A 22039-nucleotide genomic window follows, 5' to 3' on the forward strand; every position below is an offset into this window, starting at 1 on the left:
TTCCACAACAAACCTACAGCCACCGCCTGCTATACCTTCAATAAGCCCTATGGCATGAATCTGGCAATACGATCTTAAAAGCTAATACTATGAGAAGCTGTTTAATTGTAATTATTATAGTCTTAGTAGTTGGGTGGCTATTCGGATTCTTTGCCTTCGATCTGGGTTGGTTCATCCACTTTCTGCTGGTGGCAGCAGTAATATTGCTTCTCTTAAGACTGATAGGAGGGCGCTAATTACCACAAGTTAAATTTTTTTGCGATATGAAGACAGATATTCAAACCGTGGGATTTGATGCGAATCAGGAACTTTTAGATTTTGTAAATGACCGCATAAAGCATTTGAGAAAGTTTGAAACTCAAATAACAGGTATAGATGTATACCTTAAAAATGTTAAAAACGATCAGGATGAAACCAAAGTGGCTGAGATGAAGCTGTTTCTGCCGGGGCCTACGCTATATGCGGAGTATCAATCCGACAGTTTCAGGGAAAGCATCATGGAAACGGTAGATAAATTGAAAAAGCAAATGAGGAAGCGTAAAGAGCTTCAAAACGAAAAAAGACCGTAATTAAGAGAAAAGGCTGTATCAAACCCGACAGGATCATCAAGTTGATACCCTGTTCTGAATTTGACACAGCCTCTTTTTCAAAATTTATATTTCTAAGCTTCTGCCTTCATAGATAAAGTTAAAAACAGGAAGCAAACAGATCGAAGAATAAAGCTTTCCAACTGCTTTTGCCGATTGCCATTTATTCTGTCCTCAGCGTATTGACAGGATTAAGCAGTGCCGCTTTCACCACCCTGTAGCTCACGGATAATATGGCAATTATAACGGCTACCAAACCCGCTATCAAAAATTCCTTCGCGCCCATTTCAAACCTGAAAGCAAAGTTATTAAGCCAGTCATTCATCAAATACCATGATACAGGGATAGCAATTACAAAAGCCAGCAACACCTGTAGTACGAAGGTTTTTGCCAGCAGCAGAAACAGGTCTGCAACGGATGCCCCCAGTACTTTTCGTACACCTATCTCTTTAGTACGCTTTTGAATGATAAATGAGGCAAGTCCAAACAGCCCCATACATGCTATGAAGATGGTAATACCTGCACCTATAGTGAATATGTTGCCTGCTCGTTTGTCATTTTTATAAAACTGTGCCCATTGCTCATCCAGGAAATGATACTCTATTGGCGTACTTTCATCAAAACTATTATGGACCTGCGAAGCGTGGGCAATAGCTTCCTCCACATGCTCAGGTTTAAATTTTAAAGAAAAATAGTCGATAGGCTGAAACACATTGGCGCGGTAACCCAATAGGAGTGGTGCAATCTCGTTATGCAACGATTCAAAATTAAAATCTTCAACCACACCAATAATCTTATATTGCCCTTGACCGATTTGAATATATCTCCCCAACGGGTCTGCTACCCCAAGAACTTCAACTGCAGTTTCATTGACCAATACATTCAGGGAATCCTCTGCAACATTCCCCGAAAAGTTCTTTCCGGAGGCCAGGGTCATTTCATAAACATCGATCATATGCTCATCAAAGCCAATATAATTGGCACGAAGAGAATCATCCCGGTTTTCAGGGAACTTAACATATACTTCCTCCAGGTTTTTCCATTCTCCCGGAACCCTGGAAGAAACAGCTACCTTGGTCACGTATGGTGATTTGGCAAACTCGTTCCTCATGGCTTCAAAGCGTTTTCTTACCTCTCCATTATTGATATCTACCACTAACAGCTGCTCTTTGTTAAAACCCAGTGAACGGTTTTGTATATAGTCCATCTGGTTAGAGGCTACTATGGTTGCTATGATCATAATAATCGACAAAGTAAACTGGGTCACTACCAGGATTTTCCTTAAAGCAACACTTCCTTTACCTGTACTCATACTCCCTTTCAAAATATTGGCAGGCCTGAGCCTGGACATCACAACAGCGGGGTATAGACCTGACAGCACCCCGATAACCAGGGTAATAAAAAACAACAAGGCGAGAATACTCCCAAAAGTTTCTGTATTAAAAATAAAATTCTTGTCGGTCAACATATTAAAATAAGGCAGTAACAAATCCACCAAACCTATTGATAACCCCAGGGATATAAATGCAATGAATGTGGACTCACTCAGGAACTGGATGATGAGCTGATACCGCTGCGCACCTGATACTTTCCTCATACCGATTTCTTTTCCTCTGTGAAGTGACTTTGCAGTAGCCAGGTTCATATAATTGATGCACGCGATCATCAACATAAAAATGCCAATGCCCATAAAAATATAGATATAAGCCTTTTGACCTTTGGTAACTTCGCTTCCATATTCAATATCGTGGGAGCTAAAATGGATATCGTTGAGTGATTGCAGATAAAAATTACGCTTCGCCTCCGGCTTAAAATACTTCTTTACAAATGTAGGTATGTTATCAGCAAACCTTTCCGGTGAAGCTTTCTCGTCAAATACTAAATAGGTATGGGCCCCATAGGTATTCCAATCAGATTGATACTCCCTGAAGAAATCATCCGAATATGGAGCTGCCATTATTATCCTGGCCTGTAGATGAGAGTTTTGGGGCATATTTTTCATTACACCGGTAATTACATAAGCATCACGGTAAGTCAGAGCTATCTCTTTACCCAGCGGATCTTCGTCTCCAAAGAGTTGATGTGCCCATTCTTCATCAATTATCATGGAATTGGCTTTTGAAAGGGCAGTTTTCCTGTTCCCCTTGATCAGCTCAAAATCAAAAACATTAAAAAAGGTGGAATCGGCATAAAAGTAAGCTCGCTCGGCAAACTTGTTGTCACCGATAGAAAAATTCACATGACCTCCGAACCTGAACAGCCTGGTAAACTGTTGTATTTCCTGATAATCCGCCGCCAGTGCAGGGCCTGTCTGAGGAGAGGTTTGACCGAAATACCTTACCTCATCCCCTGCCTCACTTATTTCCACCACACGGTATATTTCGTCCCGTTGACTGTGCATGGTGTCGTAAGCCATTTCATCAATAATAAAAAGAAATAATAAACTACAGCAGGTAATACCTAGGGTAAGGCCAGCTATATTAATAAAGGAATAGGCTTTGTTTCTCAAAATATTCCTTATGGCTATTTTGAAGTAATTTTTTAGCATGTTGTTGTTGAGTTATTTTGATTAAGTGACTTCATTTATTCATTTCTGAGTACATCTACCGGATTGGCCAGTGCTACCTTCACGGACTGATAACTTACCGTAAGAATGGCAATGACAAACGCTACGGCTCCGGATAACAGAAATACTCCTGCCCCAATCTCTACCCGGTAAACAAAGCCTGCCAGCCATTGATCCATACCATAGTATATGACCGGAACGGCTATAAAAAGGGATATCAGCACCATAGTAAAAAAGTTCTTGTATTGCATACGCATCAACTGCCTTACCGAAGCTCCGAAGACCTTTCTTATGCTGATCTCCTTTTGCCTTTTCTGTGCAGTGAACAAGGAAAGTCCAAACAAACCTAAACAGGCAATAATGATAGCGATGATAGCTGCAGAGAATATGAGCACCATGGCTTTTTGATCAGCTTCATATTTTGCCCTTAGGCTCTGGTCAAGCTCGACATATTCCCAGGGGGTATCCTGTACCAGCTCATGCCACAGGCCTTCCATGCGGTCAACTACCGCCTTGAAACTTCCTGGTGACACGGTGACCATCATATATTCATAACTTTCTTCCTGCCGGTGCTGTAGCATTAAGGGTTCAATGCCATAATGCAGAGACCGCTGATTAAAATCTTCTACCACGCCGATAACGCGGAAGCTAAACCGCTCTCCCGAAAAAGAATCGGTAAACACCTCCCTGCCAATGATCTCCTCGGGAGTATAGCCATAATCTACCACTGCCTTCCGGTTAAGGATCACATCGTTTTCATTTCCGGTAATGTCCCGTGAAAAGCTTCGGCCTGCAATCACCTGTAGTTTAAGCGTTTCCAGGTAGTCATAGTCCACACGATTGATGCCGGTAAGCACGCCATCGCTGATGCTTTGCCCTTCGGTATATACCCTCATATCATTAAAAACCTGATCACCAGGCAGATAACTGGCTGCCGTTACATAGTTTACACCTGCAATGTTGCCCAGTTGTCGGTGCATATTTTCATAATTAGCCTTGGCTGTAGACGTGTTCAGTGGCACTATGATCTTTGAGCCTGACGAGAAACCTTTCTCATAGCTGTTCATGTAGTTCATTTGCTGTAGCATAATGGTCACTGCCCCAATCAGCGCGATAGAGATCACAAATTGAAATACCACGAGGGCCTTTCTGAATACCTGCGCACCACTGCCTGCTGCCACCTTTTGCTTTAGTACTTTGGCCGGTTGATAAGATGAGAGCAGCAAGGCCGGATAGCTTCCTGAAATAATAGCTGTCAGGGCAAGTATGGCACCTATAACAATTAGTATATCTGGTGTAAGCAGTGTAGACAGCACAAGGTCTTGCCCCATGAGGTAGTTGAAAAAGGGAAGCAGTATATCCATCAACAAAAATCCAAGTGCTGCAGCCAGAAGTATAAAAAGCACCACTTCCATGAAAAACTGAATGATAAGGGATGTGCGTTGAGCTCCAAGGGTTTTTCTAATCCCGATCTCAAGCGCCCTTTTTCCAGCCTTTGCAGTGGCAAGATTGACAAAATTGACACATGCTATTATCAGGATGAAAAAACCGATCAATGATATAATGCTTACCTGCTCTATACTACCATTGGTGCCCAGGTCAAGATCAAACCCGGAATACAGGTGGATATCAGGCACGGGGCTCATTCTTAGTTCTTTTGACCTGCCCATAGCCTTGAAATGCTCAGCACCTCGCTTTTGAAGCACATTATTTATTTTAGACTGCAACAGCGCCGGATCAGTACCATCTTTTATTTTGATATAAGAAAATATAAAGTTTTGACCCGCCCAGGTGGTTATGCCATTGATGAATTCCCCCCAGCCAGGGCTGTTCATCGTCATGAGGAAATTGGCATCAATGTGTGAGTTTTCCTGCCTGTCGGCAATTACACCTGTAATTTCATATTCATAAGGGTCATCACCATTGATGATGGTTATCAACTGACCCAGGGCCGAACGTTCGGCGAAAAGCTTTTTGGCTATGGACTCCTTTATTACTACAGTACTCGGCCTGTCCAGAGCTGTTTCCGGTGAGCCTTCAACAAAATCATAGCTAAAAATATCAAAGAAGGTGGAGTCAACGATAAAGCCCCTGGTCTCATAAAACATTTTATCCCTGTATCGAAGCAGGTTCTTTTCTACCTGAGGCGGACTAACCACCCTCACCGCATTTTCGATTTCGGGCAGCTCTTCCTTCATCGCCCATACAATCGGTGGTGATCCTGTAGGCATTCCGTTTCCATCAGAACCTGGAAACACAGTATTTAGCCGGTAAAGGTTCTCTGCCTTGTTGTGGTGCTTATCGTAGCTGAATTCATTATTAATATAAAGAATCAATATCAGCGCACAGCTAATGCCCACTGAAAGGCCTGCTATATTCAGAAATGAGAAAGTCTTTTCGCGCCAGATATTTCTAAAAGCAATTATAATATGGTTTCGTAGCATCTCTTTAAGTTGTATGGGTTCTATTCATTCCTCAATGTCTCCACCGGGTTTAGCATGGCAGCTTTTATAGTTTTATAACTCACTGTTATAAAAGTCATACCCAGGGTAATAGAAAAAGTGATAATAAAAATATCAGGTTGAAGTGTCATCCGATAGGCAAAGCCCTCCAGCCAGTAATTACCGGTGTACCAGATTAAAGGTATGGCTATGAAATTTGCAGTTATGACCAATACAAGAAATTCTTTTGACAGCATACCTGCAATATTCCAGACGCCCGCACCAAGCACTTTTCTCACGCCAATTTCCTTGGTTTTGGAAATAATCATAAAAGAGATCAGCCCCAAAAGACCAATTCCGGCGATAACAATGGTAAGTACTGCAAAAATGATCAACACCTTCATTAGCCTTTGCTCATACCGGTACTGTTTGTCAAATTCCTGATCGAGAAAGAAGTATTCGAAATTGCTGTCAGGGAAATGATTGCTCCAGCTATTTTTAATATCCGACACCACATCAGAAGTGCTTCCGGTATTAAAATGTATGGCAAAGTACCTGCTGGCATCGGGATTATAATCCATTACTTTTGGGCTGATTTTGGTCTGGAGACCAAGCCCATGATAATCTTTCACTACACCAATCACTATACCCTCTGGATATCCTGATGGTGAGGTGATGCGTTTACCTATGGCCTTATCAGGTGTTTCCCATCGCATTTCCTTCACAGCAGTCTCATTAATGATAACTCCTTCATCAAAATCTGCCTTACTGTCTTTACTAAAATTCCTGCCAGCAACCAGCTCCAACCCAAGGGTTGCAATATAATCCTCATCAACGGACATATATTCGGTCACCACATTCTCTCCCTCCTCAAACCCTTCCGGAAAAGCCACCTGCCCTGACCAACCAGGCCTGCCTGGAAGTGCGTTGGTATAAGTAACCTGCTCAACAAAAGCATTTGACCTGACGGCGTGTTTAAATGTCTCATAAATACCTGCTGATGAAACCTGCGTAGCATCGACAATCAGTACCTGTTCTTTATTAAACCCCAAGTCCTGATCCTGCATGTAGTCCAATTGCCGTAGTACGATAAGAGTACCTAATACCAACCCCGCCGAAACAACAAACTGAAACACCACGAGCATTCGCCTAAGCCTTACCCCTTTCCTGCCGGTTTGAAGCTTGCCTTTCAACACTTGGGCAGGCCTGTAACCAGACATTACCCAGGCCGGGTAATACCCGGACAGAACTGAAACTGCCAATACCAGCCCCAGCATACACAACAGATTGGTTATATTGAAAAAATCAGAGAAATCGTAAGACTTTGACATTAGACTGTTAAAAAATGGCAAAGCCATATCCGCTATTAACATAGCCAGTAAAAAGGCAATAACCGTAAGGATAAACGACTCACTTATAAACTGCCAAAACACCAACGACCGAGACGATCCCACCACCTTTCTCAGCCCCACTTCCTTAGCCCTGTAAACAGCACGTGCTGTAGTCAGGTTTACGAAGTTGGTACAGGCAAGCAATATCACAAATATGGCAATAGCAGCAACCAGATAAACCTGCGAAATGGCTCCTTTAGGCCCAAAGCCGTTTGGAGCCTCAGATATCAAATATACATCCTTCAACGGCTCCAGCTTTACATATAGTATCATCCCCATTTTCTGTAGCCACTCCCCCACATTGTCCATATAAATATTGCGAGCTTTAGCGCTCAGAGCCGCAAAGTTGGCTCCTTCTTTTAGCAGCACATAGTTGCGTACGTTGATGTTGCCCCAACCACCACTATACGTAAAGTTTGGGGTGAGCTTTTCGTAGGTAGCAAAGGACAGAAGTATATCAAATTGAATATGGGATTGGGAAGGCACATCAGCAACAACACCTGTAACAATAAAGTCGATACTATCCCCTATAGTAAGTGTTTTGCCCACAACATTTTCGGCATCAAAGTATCTGTTGCGTACACTTTCCGTAATGACGGCTGAATATGGCGCATCCAGTGCATTTTCAGGGCTGCCTTGAATCATTTCGAAAGAAAAAAACCTAAAAAACTCCTCACTGGCGAAATGAATGTTTTCATCATATTTTTTCCCATCGTGGTATACTTGTAAAGCATAGGCATTTCTGGTGTAAACCACAGCCTCCACCTCAGGGAATTCGGTTCTTAACTTATGCCCAACCGCCCAACCGTTCCGATCCATACTTTGCTCTTCCATCTGCGTTACCACACGATAGATGTTATCACCCTTCACATGGAATTTGTCAAAAGAAAGTTCATCCATAACGAAGATCAGGATCAAAACCCCAATACTCAGCCCCATCACCATTCCGGCAAGGTTGATTACTGTATAAGTTTTGAACCTTAAGAGGTTCCGAACCGCTATTTTCAGGTAATTCTTTATCATAGTTTAGTTGTTATTTAGCAGGCTTCAATCAAATTCTCTTACTCGTCTTTCAGTACGTTGACAGGATTAGTTCTTGCTGCCCTCAAAGACTGATAGCTAATGGTGAGCCAGCCTATGAAAATGGAAATACAACCAGCCAGCAGATAGGTACCCACGCCCGGCGTTATTCTGTACGCAAAAGTTTCCAGCCATCTATCCATTCCGTAAATACTTATTGGGATTGACAGTATAAAAGCTATTAATATCAATTTGGAAAGATCGCCCGAAACCATGATCAGTATATCCTTCACCTCAGCCCCGAGTGCTTTTCTCACACCAATTTCTTTAAACCTACGTTCTGCAAAAAACATTGACAAGGCATAGAGACCAAGGCAACTGATGATAACAGATATCGCAGCAAAGTACTTGATCAGGTCAAAAGTATTTTTATCTGACGCATATTGCTTGTCCAGATGATCCTCTAAAGTAAAATATTCAAAAGGTGTATTAGGCAGTATCTGTTTCCAATCACTTTCCAGGCTGGAAAGTAACTGCTGATAATTGCCTGAATTCACATCAAGCACCATGTTTTGAGTGCTTTTTCCGTCAGACAATTGAAACATCATAGGGTAAATTTCATCATGAAGAGACAACTGGTGTATGTCATATACCACCCCTACAATGCGATACTGAAAATTCATAGTGCCAAAGTCGAAATATAAAATTTCCCCTATCGCCTCTTCCGGGGTATATCCAAATCGGTCGGCTGCAGTTTTGTTAATAATGACTTTGGAAACAAGTGTATCTTTCTCCGGACCATCAAAATAAGCACCTGCGAGTAGCTGGATATCAAAAAGCTGAAAATAATCATGTTCAACAGGGTTTCTTATAATCCTTAAGGCATCATCCATGGTTTGCCCCTTTTTATAGGCCAGTATATCAGAGAGAATGTGTGATCCGGGTATGGTGTGTGCCCCGGTAACATTATCGATCATAGAATTTTTCGCAAACTTTTGCTTTAAAACTGCATAACTGGCCGCAGCTTCGTCTGTAGACAAAGGAATAACCATTTTCAAATTCTTGTCGAACCCAAGGTCTTTGCTCTTTATAAAGTCAACCTGCTGAGAAATAACTATTATGGAACTAATCAATGCTATTGATATCACAAACTGGAAAATGACCAGTCCCTTTCTAAGCAGAGCGGCTACTCCTTTATCTTTATTTTTACCTTTCAGTACCTGAGCAGGTTTAAATGAGGCCAGGTAAAATGCAGGATACAAACCTGCCAGCAACCCTGTAACCAGCAAAAACATCAACAGGTATTTACCTATTACCCACATATTCTCCGCAGACAGGATAATCTGATCACCAACCAGATAGTTAAAGAAAGGAAGGGCCATTTCAGCAAATAGAATGCTGAACAATAATGATATAAATACTATAATAAACGACTCTCCCAAAAACTGAATGATAAGCCCTTTGGAGGTCACTCCCATAACTTTACGTACCCCTACTTCCATAGCCCTATTTCCAGCCTGGGCTGTAGCCAGATTAATGTAATTAACACAAGCCAAAATCAGAATAAGAACACCTATGGTCATTAGCACCTGAATAAAAACAAGGCTTTTTCCCTGTAGGCTATCCGCTTCTAAACCAGTAGATGTATGTACATCTTCTATTGGCTGGAGGTGCATTTCTTTCGAAAAGCCGAGTTCTTTCATCTCAGCACCACCATTTTTAATAAATATTTCATGGATCTTTCCCTCAACCGTACCTATATCGGCTCTTTCATCAAGTTCGAGGTATGTATAGACAAGGTTGTTACCCACCCAACTGGCATCAAACTGCCGGACAAATGGCTGCCATAGCGCATTTTCCCTGGAGATCACATAAGTAGGCTTAAGATGGCTCGGGTAACTATCGTTGTCAAAAACTCCCGTAACCTCATAGTCCTGACTACCTGTAAGACTATTAAGTTTGATCATTTTGCCCATAGGATTGTCACGACCAAATATTCTTTCTGCTATTTCTCTATCCAGCACTACAGCATTATTATGAGGGAAGGTTTGTTCTGCACTACCTCTTATAAACTTATATTTCAGAACCTCAAAGAAATCGGGCTCTGTAACTACCCCACCATCAATGTAAAAGGCCTCGTCCTCGTAAGAGATTAAATCCTTACTACCAAATAAAGTTGGGATCAGAATACGGATTGAGTTCTTTATTTCGGGTATTTCTGATTCAATAACAGGAGCAATTGGCATGGAAGAAGATCCTAAATTAAGTGACTCTCCACTCTTTTGTGTCAGGTGGGATGTCATCCTCACCAATCGCTTACCATGATGCTCATCATAGCTGAGTTGCTCAGAAGTATACAAGAACAGTAGCAGGCAGCAGGCCAGACTTACTGAAAGCCCTAAAATATTAATAGCTGCGAAAAGCTTGTTTCGCATAATATTTCTAAAGGTGATTTTAAGGTAGTTTTTTATCATAGCTCCGTTATTTTCAAAAATCAGCTTTTCAACGATTATGCCATATACAAAAACGCCATAAAACAGCAATTTAAAGCGAAAATCATATTACAAAACCGCACAAGTGCCCACTCATAGAACATAAAAGTGCCCACTGATGGACACTTATTAAAGTATTTGCTATCTTTTGTAATAGATTTGGGGAGAAGTGGCTGAGGCTATAGGGTATGGCTTATAGCCTGATGGTTTAGGTTAGAGGCTAGAGGTTAGGAACAGCAAGCTTTACTAGTCCTTGGAGGCTTAGTAAAGCGCGGAAGGAAATTCTGATATTTAAATCCGGGGGTGCTTTACTAAACTTTTTGGGAGTTGATAACGCTGGAATGTTCAGGAGCACGGATTATGAATGGAGGGTAAGCAGGTGAGGCTAAAGTTTGGTAAAGCTGAAATGTTCAGGAGCGCTGGTTGATGATCGAAGAGGAGAGCAGATATGATTAAAGCTGATGACTGCTGGGAGCGGTCTTTACCTAATGGTTAAGTTGGAGGCTGGGAACGGCAAGCTTTACTAGTTCTTAAAGGCTTAGTAAAGCACGGAAGGAAATTTTGATATTTGAAATCCGGGGGTGCTTTACTAAACTTTTAAAAGTTGATAAAGCTGAAATTTTCAGGAGCACGGATTAACGAATAGAGGGTAAAGCTGGTGTGGCTAAAGTTTGGTAAAGCTGAATGTTCGGGAGCATTAGTTGAAGATCGATGGATCATGTAAGTGTGGCAAAGTTGACGGTTGCCAAGAACGGTTTTCGCCTGATGGTTAGGGCTGGAGATGAGGAACGGCAAGCTTTACTAGTCCCTTAAAGGCTTAGTAAAGCGTGGAAGGAAATTCTGAACTTGATTATGGAGTGGTAAAGAAAATAAGGAACTAAAAAATTATGACTAAACAACAGGGGCGAATATTAATTGTTGATGATGATGAGATCATTTTGCTGACGGCGAAAATGTTCCTGGAGCAATATTTCTCGGAGGTAAGTACCTTAGATATTCCGAATAACATACCTGATGAATTAAGCAAGCGGACTTATGATGTGGTACTGCTGGATATGAATTTTAAGCAGGGTGAAACTTCCGGAAAAGAAGGTTTGAAGTGGTTGAAAGAAATCCTTGAGATAGCGCCGGAAACCAGCGTACTGCTCATGACAGCATACGGTGAAGTCAATCTGGCTGTGGAGGCGATGAAGGAAGGTGCCGTGGACTTTATTGTTAAACCCTGGCAAAACGAACGGCTTTTGGCTACTGTACAAACCGCCTTAAAGCTATCTGAACAGCAAAAGCAGGTGCGCCACCTCAAGTCGCAACAGGAGATACTTTCCTCTTCGGCTGATCATCAGGCCGGTGACATTATTGGCAATTCCAAGGCTATAAGGGAGGTATTCACCATTATCAACAAGGTGGCAAAAACCGACGCGGACGTGCTCATTCTTGGTGAAAATGGCACCGGAAAAGAAGTAGCGGCCAGGGCCATTCACCGCCAGTCTAACAGGGCAGACCAGGTGTTTATCAGTGTTGACCTGGGTTCCATTTCTGAAAACCTTTTTGAAAGCGAGCTATTTGGGCATAAAAAGGGTGCCTTTACCGATGCCAGGGAAGACCGGACAGGCCGGTTTGAAGCAGCCTCAGGGGGCACTTTGTTTCTGGATGAAATAGGCAATCTTTCTCTGGCCCTACAAGCCAAGCTACTTACCGTACTGCAGAACAGAAAGATCATTAAAGTTGGCACAAACCATCCTATAGAAGTTGATGTACGGGTCATTTGTGCTACCAACAGCAACCTGCATAATATGGTAAATGAGGGCGCTTTCAGAGAGGACCTGCTTTACCGCATCAATACGGTTGAATGCACCATCCCTCCATTGAGGAAACGAACAGATGATATTCCACTGCTGACTGACCATTTTCTAGAAATGTATTGCAGGAAGTATAACAAACAAAAGCTTTATATACCTGAAGGCATCATCAAAAGATTACAGAAGTATAACTGGCCGGGCAACATTAGGGAACTGCAACATGCCATAGAGCGGGCAGTGATCATGAGTGACGGCAATGAGCTGCAAAGCAGGGACTTTTCCCTTCCCGGAGATATCCGGAAGGAAGACCAGTTGTTTGAAAATTATAACCTGGAAAACCTCGAGGCCTGGGCGATCAAAAACGCGATCAAAAAGCACAATGGCAACATCAGCCATGCCGCCAAAGAACTGGGGCTCTCACGTGGTGCCATGTATAGAAGAATGGAGAAGTATGGAATATAAAAGAGGCCTGACTGGTAAAAGACTATGAGAAAAAGTTTTAGATACAATGTCATTTTCAGGGTATTGCTTATTACGGCGCTGCTGGCCATGCTGATATACTTCTTCCTTGTTAGTAAAAACTATCTCAGGAGCACATACTTTGCAATATTCCTGATAGTGGCTATCGTAGAATTCATTTGGTATGTAGACCGAACCAACCGGGATTTTGCTGCATTTTTGCTCGCCTTGCTTCAAAACGATTTTACCACTACCTTCTCAGAAACCGCAAAAGGAAAGTCATTCAACGAGCTACATTCGGCTTTCAATCAGATCACGCAAAAATTTAAAACGATAAGTTCTGAAAAAGAAGTGCAGCATATTTACCTTGAATCACTGGTAGAGCATGTCCGGGTAGGTATACTGAGCTATGACGAAAAGGAGAAGGTACACCTGATGAACGGCGCACTCAAAAACCTGCTCCAAAAATCGCAACTACTCTACCTCAAAGGCTTGGAGGGAATGGACAAGAAGCTACTTAAGGCTATCCGCAATATTAAGCCCGGAGAAAATAAGCTGGTTAAAATAAAAATAGCAAACCAACTGCTGCAATTAAGCCTACATGCTTCTGAATTTAAGCTCCACGGACAGTACTTCAAACTGGTGTCTTTTCAGAATATAAAAAATGAGCTCGATGCCAACGAAATGGATGCGTGGCAAAAGCTGATCAGAGTGCTGACTCATGAAATTATGAATTCAGTTACGCCTATATCTTCTTTGAGTAGTACACTATACGATATCATTGAAAAAGAAAACCGGAACGGGACGCTTGACCAGCCCACCATTCAAAAGGTGTTGACTGGTCTGGATGCCGTAAAAAGCAGAAGTGCCGGCCTCCAGTCATTTACCGAAGCTTACAGAAACCTTACCCAAATACCTCCTCCACATTTCAAAGAAGTACGGGTTAAGGACATGCTGGAAAGGATTGAAACACTCCTTAAACCCAACCTGGAAAATATTGGTTTTCGAATAACCTATGCTAAGGAAGACATCAGGGTTATTGCCGATACCGACCTGTTGGATCAGGTAATCATCAATATCATAAAAAATGCCCTGGAAGCTTTGGAGGAATCTGAACATCCGGAAATACAGATTGCTGTCGATGGTCGTGATAAAGTTAAAATAACCATAACCGATAATGGGCCGGGTATTGACGAAGATAAGATCGATCAGATTTTTGTCCCTTTCTTTACAACCAAAAAAGGCGGATCGGGAATTGGTCTGGCTTTATCGAAGCAAATCGTGAGGCTGCATAACGGCACTTTGCAGGTAGAATCCGTGCCTGGCCAGGGTACCTCTTTCATTATTGAACTATAACCAATTCCTGGTCTTATCTGAAAACCTGTGGAGCAAACACATAGGAAAATAAAGCTTGCAAGATGATAATTCAGCAAACCATGTTTTTCCTAGTTTAAAGTAGCTTGCCATTAACTGCTGTCTGTCAAGCAGAGAGGTGAAAAGCTAAAGGTCTCCCCTAAAATTCAGCCAGACCTCTAATTCTGCTCTTCCTGCTTTTTCTTTCTGTAATATCTTTTGGCTTTTACTGCACTGCCACAGGCCTGCATATCGCACCAGCGCCTGCTGTTGTTCTTACTTTTATCAAGAAATACCCAACCACAGGCTCCACACTCCTTTACGCGGTTTAGCTTCCCTGACATTAACAGATCATAGGCTGACTTGATAACCGGATACAGAGGTTTTTTCAACTCCTTACCTTCCCAGTAATAGGAAGGCTCCTCGCCCGCACCAACATCAACGCTCAATTTAGACAACGCCTCAGACAGCAGCTTATTAAATTTATCCTGCACGTCTCCCATAACCTGCTGCTGACGGATGATGGATGTAAAGAGTTTGTATAAAACCTCCCGCCCCTCTATGAAAGGCCTTAGAAGCTTATCCTCTTTCTCATGGTATCGAAGGTACGCTTCCCTTAGCTGGTTTATATCCTCCAAGGGTAAAGCACTCAGTTTACTGCACCAGCTCAATACATCTTCATAGGAGCCTAAGTAATCTTCAGGGTCAGCGGCAGTCCAGTCATGCACGGTATTGATAAAATCCAGGCAAAGCCATCCACCATGCAGGCTGATATTATCGACGCTTCGTTCTTGTGTCATCACAACAAAGATAGCTACTATTGGGAAGAAATATTTATTACCACCTAAATAGCTTTTGATAGTAATATTAAATTTTCTATTTTTATACCATCAAAACAAATTTTACCAGTAAAGTTATGATAGCCAGAACATGGCACGGCATAGTGCCCACAACTAAAAAGGACAATTATCTCGACTACCTTCAACGTACCGGTTTACATGACTACTCCGGCACAAAAGGCAACCTGGGCTTGCAGGTATTGGAGAGGGTTGAAGGCGACATCACGCACTTCTTATTGATCACCTTTTGGGATACAACAGACTCTATTAAAGCCTTTGCCGGAGAACAATATGAAAAGGCAAGGTACTATCCGGAAGATGCCGACTATCTGCTGGAGATGGAGCCTTATGTACACCACTATGAAGTAATGGAAATGAGATCTTCATTACCTGGTAAAGAACAATTAAAGTTACCTGGCACCTGATACAGTGCTTTCGGCATTTTTCAGTACTCCATTATAGCTAAACTAAAGCCTAACTACAATGAAAGAGATAATCAACAGAACCCTGATCCACGCACTTGATGGCTATAACAGTCATCTTCCGGCCAAAACTGTACTCGAAGGCCTAACAGCAAAGGTATCCGGATCCTCGTTGCCAGGTGCTCCTTATACCATATGGCAGCTCATTGGGCACATAAACTTTTGGCAGGTACGCTTTATTGCACACCTCAAAGGTCAAAAGCTGACAGAAGTACCCCTCGTGGAGGACGGATGGCCATATGACAAATCGCCCGCGGATGAGGGTGAGCTAAAGGCAGTCATCAAGGCCCTGCTTGACGGAATCGCAGAGGTCAGGCAGTTGCTTGAACGTGGCGCAGACCTGAAACATCCACCCAATTATGACAGCGGGTTTGATGTAGTCACCTCCATGGCCACACACCTTTCATACCACCTGGGGCAGGTCATGACTCTAAGGAGAATGCTGGGCGATTACCCCCCTCCATCAGGTAGTTATATCTGGTAAAGACGGGTGAGTAATAAGCTGTTTACTTGAATAGTACAAAATTATTACTATATTTACCAGTTGTTGTACTATAGCTTTGGCAAATAACACTACCATGAATGCCATTTCATTAAAACCTTTTGCCACGCTGAAAAAAAGCAATGACCTCAAGATTGTCGTTGTTTCAGTTCTTTATTACGCATCTGCCCAGTTTGGTTTATGGCTCTCCTTTGGCGAGACCAAAACCATTCCCCTATGGCCTCCGGCAGGCCTGGCCTTAGCGCTGCTTATCATTCTTAAGCACCGAACCTGGCCTGCAATTACTATAGGGTCACTCATTGCTGTTGCCATGGTATTTCTACACCTTGGCATTACATTTTCATTTTCTGTGGTCATGGCCATGGTCATCATAGCTATAGGAAATACCCTTGAAGCACTTTTTGGCCATTTCCTTATCCGAAAGCTGATCAGGGTCCGCAACCCTTTTTTAAAAACGACACATGTATTTATCTTCCTGTTGGTAGCGTTGCTCATGTGTACATTGGGTTCAGGAATATCCATGCTTAGTATGTGGTCTAACCATATTATAACCTCTGAAGCAACCATCTCTACATTCTCCAGCCTGTGGCTAAGCAATGTAGTCAGTGTACTGATCATCACCCCATTTGTAATTTCATGGACAGCCAATTTCAAGATTGAGATCAACTGGCAACGTATCGTAGAGGGCATAATCTTCATTGGTGCCCTGGCCCTGATAGTGATGTGCCTTCAATTAGACACTATCTCATCAACCATAGAAAAGTCCGTTCCGTTTTTAATTATGCCGTTCTTGCTCTGGTTAGGTTTCAGGTTTAACCTCCAAACCACCATGACCGGTATATTGATAGCTTCCCTTTTGGCCATATATTTCACCCTTCACAACGAGGGGCCTTTTGTACTGAATACAGAAGCCAATTCCAGATTGATCCTTCAGGTGTTTATAGGGGTAATCAGTATATCCACAATCATTCTTTATGCTACGGTGAACGAAAGAACAGTTGCCCAAAAGGCCATAGAGAAGTTCAACGAACAACTGGAAACAAAGGTAAAAGAGCGTACCCAGGAGCTGCATGACGAGATCCAGATGCGTAAAAAAATTGAGGAAAAAACAAGGATTTCAAACAGCAAGTTACGCAAGGCCAATATTGAACTCGACAATTTTGTCTACAGTGTTTCCCACGATTTACGCGCACCTATTGCTTCCGTACTCGGACTGGTCAACCTGGCCAAAAAGGAAGAAGATATCACCATGATGAAGAAATACCTCGCCATGGTGGCCGAAAGTGCCGAAAGACAGGACTCATTCATCAAAGACATCCTAGACCTTTCAAGAAACGCCAGACTTGAGGTCGATAGTGAAAAGATTGAGTTTGAAGAAATGATCAACGAAATATTTGATCAACTGAAATATAGCTCGGGAGACAAGCAGATCCTTAAGGACATAGACATCAGGCAGGATGTACCTTTCAGCTCTGATAAAAAGCGACTTAAGGTCATCTTCAACAACCTCATTTCCAACGCTATCAGGTACAGTAACCATACTGACCCTTACATCAAAATTGATATCGCTGTAGATAATGTAACGGCAAAGATCAATATTAACGATAACGGCCGTGGTATTCCCAAAGACCATTTGAAAAACGTATTTAAAATGTTCTACCGCGCTACCGATGACAATGCAGGTTCCGGCTTAGGGCTTTATATCGTTAAGGAGACGGTTGACAAACTGCGGGGTAATGTGGCATTGAACTCAGTGGAGAAAAAAGGCACCACGGTAAACCTGGAAATACCGAACCTGTCAGACAACTAATCGATGTAGGCATTTCGGTCAACAGCGGTGTAGAGCCGTTCCATCTCCCTGATTTTTGAATCGTAGCCATCTATTTCATGGTAAAAGAAGCAGGTCATCAACGAATCTGTCGTTCTGTTGCTTACCCTGAATCGAGACACTGTATCGCCCTCGCGCCAAACCAGTTCATAGTTTTTAAGGTTCTTGTTAAGCTCATAATATCCCCCATACCTCTCAACAATACTCCCGCTGTCGAGTTGTTGCATACTATACTCATCCAGAGGCTTGAATTTCGAAAGCCCCAGAGAATCCAACAAGAAATCGGAGACATCACCCTTCACTTTATACCTCAGTTTGACAAGTGAAGAATCCATAAAGTAAAAAACAAGCTCTTCGACGCTCGAGCGCCCTATGGTCATGGCAGGGTAATCCACTTTATAGAAAATCAGGCGGCGATCAAAAAATTCACCAATATTGCGTGCTCCGCCCAAACTCACTCCAGACATCTTTTGTTTCAGGTCCACCTCTTTAAAATCACCCTGCACGAGTTCATGATTTTTCTTAAACTTATCTTTAGTGATTTCCAATCTGGCCTCTGTTGGCCGGTATTGGCTGCAGCCTGCTGCAACCAATACGATAATTAAAAGCAAAATTCTGTTCATCTGTCTTTAGTTCGATACATAAACTTGAGCCCTGACCATACTTCATCCACGGCGCATATTTTGACATCTACCAGGCCGGCATCCAGGCCAGTGGCCCTCACTAAACTTTCATCAACTGTAGTAGGCACCTTCGAAGCTTTTTTGGGCCACGAGACCCATAGGGTACCATCTTTTTTCATCCGGCTTTTCAATACCGGGAACTGCTCCTCGAGTTCTTTGATGTCTTTGGTGAAAAAGTGGAGAAAATCAGCCTGCTCGTTTTCATCTGCCAGTCGTACATCCGGCAAATCGCCCAAAAGATTAAAGTAATAATCAGGCTGATTGATCAGCACCAACTTGTACCCTTCTTTTAAACCGAGTTTTTTTACAAGAGGTGTTTGGGAGTATCCGGCCATTAGTTTGAGCATATTCTGCCAATTAATATAACCTTATCAGGCCAGATATAAAAGCAAGTACATAAAAAAGGGGATCAGTCTGAATTGCTAGGGAGACACAAACTTTTCACCTCTTTGTTTTAACAGTTGTTAATAGCAGTTGGCAAACTCGTATAAAATAACAATAGGCACAGTTTACTGATTTTCAGTGGCAAACTTCACAATTGCATGTTTATTTATTCCCCCAGCTTTTCAACTTAGCAAAAAAAAGCCGCTTAAGGAGTTACCCCAAGCGGCCTTTAGAAGTTTTCGTACGGAGAAATTACAACACTCCGTACGCTATTAATTATTTTGAATTAAGCTTATCCAAAACATCCATTACCTCTTTTACGTGGTCTCTGGAAGTGTTAAGAAGCGCTTTTTCCTCATCGTTAAGATCCAGTTCGATAATTTTTTCGATACCGTTCTTACCCAGGATAACAGGTACACCAAGGTAGCAGTTATCAATACCATACTCACCTTCGAGTTTCACACAAACAGGGAATACCCTTCTCTGGTCTTTGACAATAGCCTCAGCCATTTGAGCAGCAGCAGAACCGGGAGCGTACCATGCAGAAGTTCCCATCAGTTTTACCAACTCGCCACCACCGGTCTTGGTTCGTTCGATGATCGCATCCAGTTTATCTTTTTCGATAAGCTCAGTTACAGGGATACCACCTACTGTAGTATATCTTGGAAGAGGAACCATAGTATCACCATGACCACCCATCAATACTGCCTGAATATCTTTAGGAGAAACATTTAATGCTTCGGCAAGGAAAGCTCTGTAGCGCGCAGTATCTAATATACCGGCCATACCCATTACTTTTGTTCTTGGCAGTTTAGAGCTCAGGTGAGCCTGGTAAGTCATTACATCAAGTGGGTTAGAAACCACAATGATGATAGCCTCAGGAGAGTGCTTAACCACATTATCAGTCACTGACTTTACAATGCCCGCATTGGTTTCGATAAGGTCATCGCGGGTCATACCAGGTTTTCTTGGAAGACCTGAGGTAATCACAACCACATCAGAACCGGCTGTTTTTGAATAGTCATTTGTTGATCCGACAGTTCTTGTGTCATAAAGGTTGATCGGTGCTTTCTGCCAGATATCCAGCGCTTTGCCTTCGGCAACACCTTCTTTAATGTCTACAAGTACTACTTCATTGGCAATTTCTCGGTAGGCTAATACATCAGCACAGGTAGCGCCCACATTACCTGCCCCAACTACGGTTATCTTCATAATTTTTTATATGATTTTGTATAAATGAATTGAATTATCACGGTGAGCAAATTTAATTAATCAATGTGACAAATTAAACTGTTCGTGGACTGTTCACAATTGGGACGCTCATAGTTCACAATTAAGAAGTGGAAACCGTTATGAAATGGCAAAAATAATGCACAAAAACCATGAACAAGGAATTGTATACTATTAACAGTGAGCGGAAAATTATCCCCGATAAACCTGGCTCAGGTTAAAGAAGCCCAAAGAAGACTTATATGCCTTGAAAAGGTTAGAGTTGTACTCATTATATATTTCGGCCAGTGACTCCAGCATCTTCACTTTCACCCTGGTATTATTTTCAAATATATCGAAGATGTTATCCTGAGGTATAACGTAAAACTCGGCGGTTTCAGAACTCACAAAAGCATTGAGCAGTCTTTTGGCATCTTTCAAAAGGCAGCTTTCCCCCAGAGCCACACCGGCATGAACGCGGGTTAGACTTTCAAAATCTTCATTGACATCTATATTGAGTGAAACTTCCCCTTTCTTAAGCAAATAAAGGGCATGGCTCGGGTCATTTCTAAAGAAAACCACCTCATCCTGCACATATTTTCTCTCATGCATGAAGGGAAGAAAAAGTGACATCTGCTTGTAGTTCAGATTGGAGAATAACCTGATCTTGGCAAGAAATACGAACATGTTATGCTCCTGGGCCGTGAAAGTTTTTTTGAAGGGATTAATCATTCTGCAACATTACCATATTGAATATCCTTTTTGTGTCCGGGCGAACTTTGAACCGGTCGTCTACACGGTGCCCGACTACCCATACTACCTCTCCTGCCGACTCAATAACACATACTCGTTCTTTCAAGTTTAAAGGAATTTTCTCATCTATCATAAAATCACTCACCTTTTTTTTACCTCTCATTCCCAACGGGCAAAAGACATCTCCTTCCTTCCATTTGCGCAGTTTAAGTGGGAAATTCAGCCTGTCAAAATCCACACTGGCCTCATTTTTCTTCCTTAGCATATGGTTAATATCATCCGACTGATAACATCTCAATTTAATCACTTCATTGCCGGCATACTCCTCCTGGGATTCAATATACTCCTCGCCAACCTCCCCTTTCAGAGGACTAATGATCAGATGAGACCTGTCAATATTAAGCTGGTGACTTCCCGAAAGGAACACTTTGCCCGCCAGTCCCGCCAGTCCGCTCAGCACCTCCCGTACCTGCTGCCAGTTAAACCCATACGACTTCAAAAGCTCCTCCACAACTGCCGCAGGCTGCCCGGCTATGGTTTCCTTAGGCACATACACATCTTCACCCTGAAAAGACAACCCTTCGCTTCTCACCTGGTCTACTTTCTCCATCAATACCTTCTCTGCATCCTCCAGCCGCTGGCGGGTTTGCATAAAAGTAGAGATTAATGAAGGGTTTATCTTTTTCAGCACAGGTATTACCTCATGCCGGATCAGGTTCCTGCTGTATTTCGTTGATTCGTTACTACTATCTTCCCTCCATTGTAAGTCGTTATTTCCGGCGTAACTTAGAATACCCTCTTTGGAGGCAAACAGCAAAGGCCGGATCAGGTTATTTTGCTTGGGCAGAATACCCCGAACACCTGAAATACCTGTCCCTTTAGCCAGGTTAAACAATACGGTTTCAAGGCTATCGTCCAAATGGTGTGCTGTAGCAATATATTTTATACCCTGCTCTGCTATCAAATCAGCAAACCATGCATAACGCAAATCTCGGGCAGCCATTTGGGTAGAAACACCATGCATTGCGGCATAATTTTTGGTATCAAAAGATCGAACAAAACATGACACATTATTTAACCGCGCCAGTTCTCTCACAAAGGCTTCATCACCGTCGGATTCACTCCCACGCAGTTGGAAGTTGCAATGGGCAATGGCAAAATTAAAACCAGCATCCTTGAATAACCTGACCAACACCACAGAATCAACCCCGCCACTTACTGCCAAAAGGACTTTATCACCTTTATCGCATA

The 22039-nt window shown here is 42.5% G+C and carries 17 protein-coding genes; 7 read left to right on the top strand and 10 right to left on the bottom strand.

What is annotated here, in order from left to right:
- Window positions 1-89: 89 nt before the first annotated feature.
- Window positions 90-236 (top strand): lmo0937 family membrane protein, encoded by a 147-nt coding sequence (locus E1163_RS17700; RefSeq protein ID WP_155173790.1) that lies wholly within the window; start codon window positions 90-92, stop codon window positions 234-236.
- A 27-nt stretch (window positions 237-263) separates the two neighbouring features.
- Window positions 264-569: a ribosome hibernation-promoting factor, HPF/YfiA family gene (gene hpf / locus E1163_RS17705; protein ID WP_155173791.1), complete on the top strand. Its 306-nt coding sequence runs from the start codon at window positions 264-266 to the stop codon at window positions 567-569.
- Window positions 570-750: 181 nt separating this feature from the next.
- Here the strand turns inward: hpf and E1163_RS17710 are convergent, their stop codons facing one another.
- Genes E1163_RS17710 through E1163_RS17725 form a run of 4 tightly spaced genes read right to left on the bottom strand, consistent with a single transcriptional unit; the run spans window position 751 to window position 10479 of the window.
- Window positions 751-3135: an ABC transporter permease gene (locus E1163_RS17710; protein WP_155173792.1), complete on the bottom strand. Its 2385-nt coding sequence runs from the start codon at window positions 3133-3135 to the stop codon at window positions 751-753.
- A gap of 35 nt (window positions 3136-3170) precedes the next feature.
- Window positions 3171-5597, bottom strand: a complete 2427-nt coding sequence (locus E1163_RS17715) for an ABC transporter permease (protein WP_155173793.1) — start codon at window positions 5595-5597, stop codon at window positions 3171-3173.
- Between the two features lie 20 nt (window positions 5598-5617).
- Window positions 5618-8008: an ABC transporter permease gene (locus E1163_RS17720; protein WP_155173794.1), complete on the bottom strand. Its 2391-nt coding sequence runs from the start codon at window positions 8006-8008 to the stop codon at window positions 5618-5620.
- A gap of 38 nt (window positions 8009-8046) precedes the next feature.
- Window positions 8047-10479: an ABC transporter permease gene (locus E1163_RS17725; RefSeq protein WP_155173795.1), complete on the bottom strand. Its 2433-nt coding sequence runs from the start codon at window positions 10477-10479 to the stop codon at window positions 8047-8049.
- Window positions 10480-11384: 905 nt separating this feature from the next.
- Here E1163_RS17725 and E1163_RS17730 point away from each other — a divergent pair.
- Window positions 11385-12758, top strand: coding sequence for a sigma-54-dependent transcriptional regulator (locus E1163_RS17730; protein ID WP_155173796.1), 1374 nt, complete (start codon window positions 11385-11387; stop codon window positions 12756-12758).
- A gap of 24 nt (window positions 12759-12782) precedes the next feature.
- A complete protein-coding gene (locus E1163_RS17735; RefSeq protein WP_155173797.1) occupies window positions 12783-14111 on the top strand; it encodes a sensor histidine kinase in 1329 nt (442 codons plus the stop codon).
- A gap of 176 nt (window positions 14112-14287) precedes the next feature.
- On the opposite strand, the gene E1163_RS17740 is transcribed toward E1163_RS17735, so the two are convergent.
- Complete coding sequence (locus E1163_RS17740; protein WP_155173798.1) at window positions 14288-14908, bottom strand: CGNR zinc finger domain-containing protein; 621 nt, start codon at window positions 14906-14908, stop codon at window positions 14288-14290.
- 116 nt (window positions 14909-15024) lie between these two features.
- On the opposite strand from E1163_RS17740, the gene E1163_RS17745 reads away from it, so the two are divergent.
- The 3 genes from E1163_RS17745 (at window position 15025) to E1163_RS17755 (ending at window position 17741) form a co-directional block, all read left to right on the top strand.
- The gene (locus tag E1163_RS17745; RefSeq protein WP_155173799.1) at window positions 15025-15372 is read left to right on the top strand and encodes an antibiotic biosynthesis monooxygenase; all 348 of its coding nucleotides are present in this window, start codon (window positions 15025-15027) and stop codon (window positions 15370-15372) included.
- A gap of 58 nt (window positions 15373-15430) precedes the next feature.
- Entirely contained in the window at window positions 15431-15913 is a 483-nt protein-coding gene (locus E1163_RS17750) for a DinB family protein (protein WP_155173800.1), read from the top strand.
- Between the two features lie 94 nt (window positions 15914-16007).
- Entirely contained in the window at window positions 16008-17741 is a 1734-nt protein-coding gene (locus E1163_RS17755; protein WP_155173801.1) for an MASE1 domain-containing protein, read from the top strand.
- On the opposite strand, the gene E1163_RS17760 is transcribed toward E1163_RS17755, so the two are convergent.
- From E1163_RS17760 to tilS, 5 genes are all read right to left on the bottom strand, one after another.
- Window positions 17738-18382, bottom strand: a complete 645-nt coding sequence (locus tag E1163_RS17760) for a hypothetical protein (RefSeq protein ID WP_155173802.1) — start codon at window positions 18380-18382, stop codon at window positions 17738-17740. The two genes, E1163_RS17755 and E1163_RS17760, sit on opposite strands and share 4 nt — an antisense overlap.
- Window positions 18379-18789: a DUF3052 domain-containing protein gene (locus E1163_RS17765; RefSeq protein WP_246223745.1), complete on the bottom strand. Its 411-nt coding sequence runs from the start codon at window positions 18787-18789 to the stop codon at window positions 18379-18381. The genes E1163_RS17760 and E1163_RS17765 overlap by 4 nt, the downstream gene beginning before the upstream one ends.
- 313 nt (window positions 18790-19102) lie before the next feature.
- Window positions 19103-20041, bottom strand: a complete 939-nt coding sequence (gene mdh, locus E1163_RS17770) for a malate dehydrogenase (RefSeq protein ID WP_343033872.1) — start codon at window positions 20039-20041, stop codon at window positions 19103-19105.
- Between the two features lie 207 nt (window positions 20042-20248).
- Window positions 20249-20722, bottom strand: a complete 474-nt coding sequence (locus tag E1163_RS17775; RefSeq protein WP_246223749.1) for a Crp/Fnr family transcriptional regulator — start codon at window positions 20720-20722, stop codon at window positions 20249-20251.
- A gap of 37 nt (window positions 20723-20759) precedes the next feature.
- A partial coding sequence (tilS, locus tag E1163_RS17780) for a tRNA lysidine(34) synthetase TilS (protein WP_155173804.1) occupies window positions 20760-22039 on the bottom strand: 1280 nt, incomplete at its 5' end.

This window comes from Fulvivirga kasyanovii, from assembly GCF_009711405.1.
GTDB classification, from domain to species: domain Bacteria; phylum Bacteroidota; class Bacteroidia; order Cytophagales; family Cyclobacteriaceae; genus Fulvivirga; species Fulvivirga kasyanovii.

What these genes read in the sequence shown, in the direction of transcription:
- E1163_RS17760 (WP_155173802.1), bottom strand. Translation starts at nt 18,382, where the DNA reads ATGAACAGAATTTTGCTTTTAATTATCGTATTGGTTGCAGCAGGCTGC.
- E1163_RS17755 (WP_155173801.1), top strand. Translation starts at nt 16,008, where the DNA reads ATGAATGCCATTTCATTAAAACCTTTTGCCACGCTGAAAAAAAGCAAT.
- E1163_RS17775 (WP_246223749.1), bottom strand. Translation starts at nt 20,722, where the DNA reads ATGTTCGTATTTCTTGCCAAGATCAGGTTATTCTCCAATCTGAACTAC.
- E1163_RS17740 (WP_155173798.1), bottom strand. Translation starts at nt 14,908, where the DNA reads ATGACACAAGAACGAAGCGTCGATAATATCAGCCTGCATGGTGGATGG.
- E1163_RS17720 (WP_155173794.1), bottom strand. Translation starts at nt 8,008, where the DNA reads ATGATAAAGAATTACCTGAAAATAGCGGTTCGGAACCTCTTAAGGTTC.
- E1163_RS17715 (WP_155173793.1), bottom strand. Translation starts at nt 5,597, where the DNA reads ATGCTACGAAACCATATTATAATTGCTTTTAGAAATATCTGGCGCGAA.
- E1163_RS17730 (WP_155173796.1), top strand. Translation starts at nt 11,385, where the DNA reads ATGACTAAACAACAGGGGCGAATATTAATTGTTGATGATGATGAGATC.
- E1163_RS17765 (WP_246223745.1), bottom strand. Translation starts at nt 18,789, where the DNA reads ATGCTCAAACTAATGGCCGGATACTCCCAAACACCTCTTGTAAAAAAA.
- E1163_RS17750 (WP_155173800.1), top strand. Translation starts at nt 15,431, where the DNA reads ATGAAAGAGATAATCAACAGAACCCTGATCCACGCACTTGATGGCTAT.
- E1163_RS17725 (WP_155173795.1), bottom strand. Translation starts at nt 10,479, where the DNA reads ATGATAAAAAACTACCTTAAAATCACCTTTAGAAATATTATGCGAAAC.
- E1163_RS17700 (WP_155173790.1), top strand. Translation starts at nt 90, where the DNA reads ATGAGAAGCTGTTTAATTGTAATTATTATAGTCTTAGTAGTTGGGTGG.
- E1163_RS17745 (WP_155173799.1), top strand. Translation starts at nt 15,025, where the DNA reads ATGATAGCCAGAACATGGCACGGCATAGTGCCCACAACTAAAAAGGAC.
- hpf (WP_155173791.1), top strand. Translation starts at nt 264, where the DNA reads ATGAAGACAGATATTCAAACCGTGGGATTTGATGCGAATCAGGAACTT.
- E1163_RS17710 (WP_155173792.1), bottom strand. Translation starts at nt 3,135, where the DNA reads ATGCTAAAAAATTACTTCAAAATAGCCATAAGGAATATTTTGAGAAAC.
- E1163_RS17735 (WP_155173797.1), top strand. Translation starts at nt 12,783, where the DNA reads ATGAGAAAAAGTTTTAGATACAATGTCATTTTCAGGGTATTGCTTATT.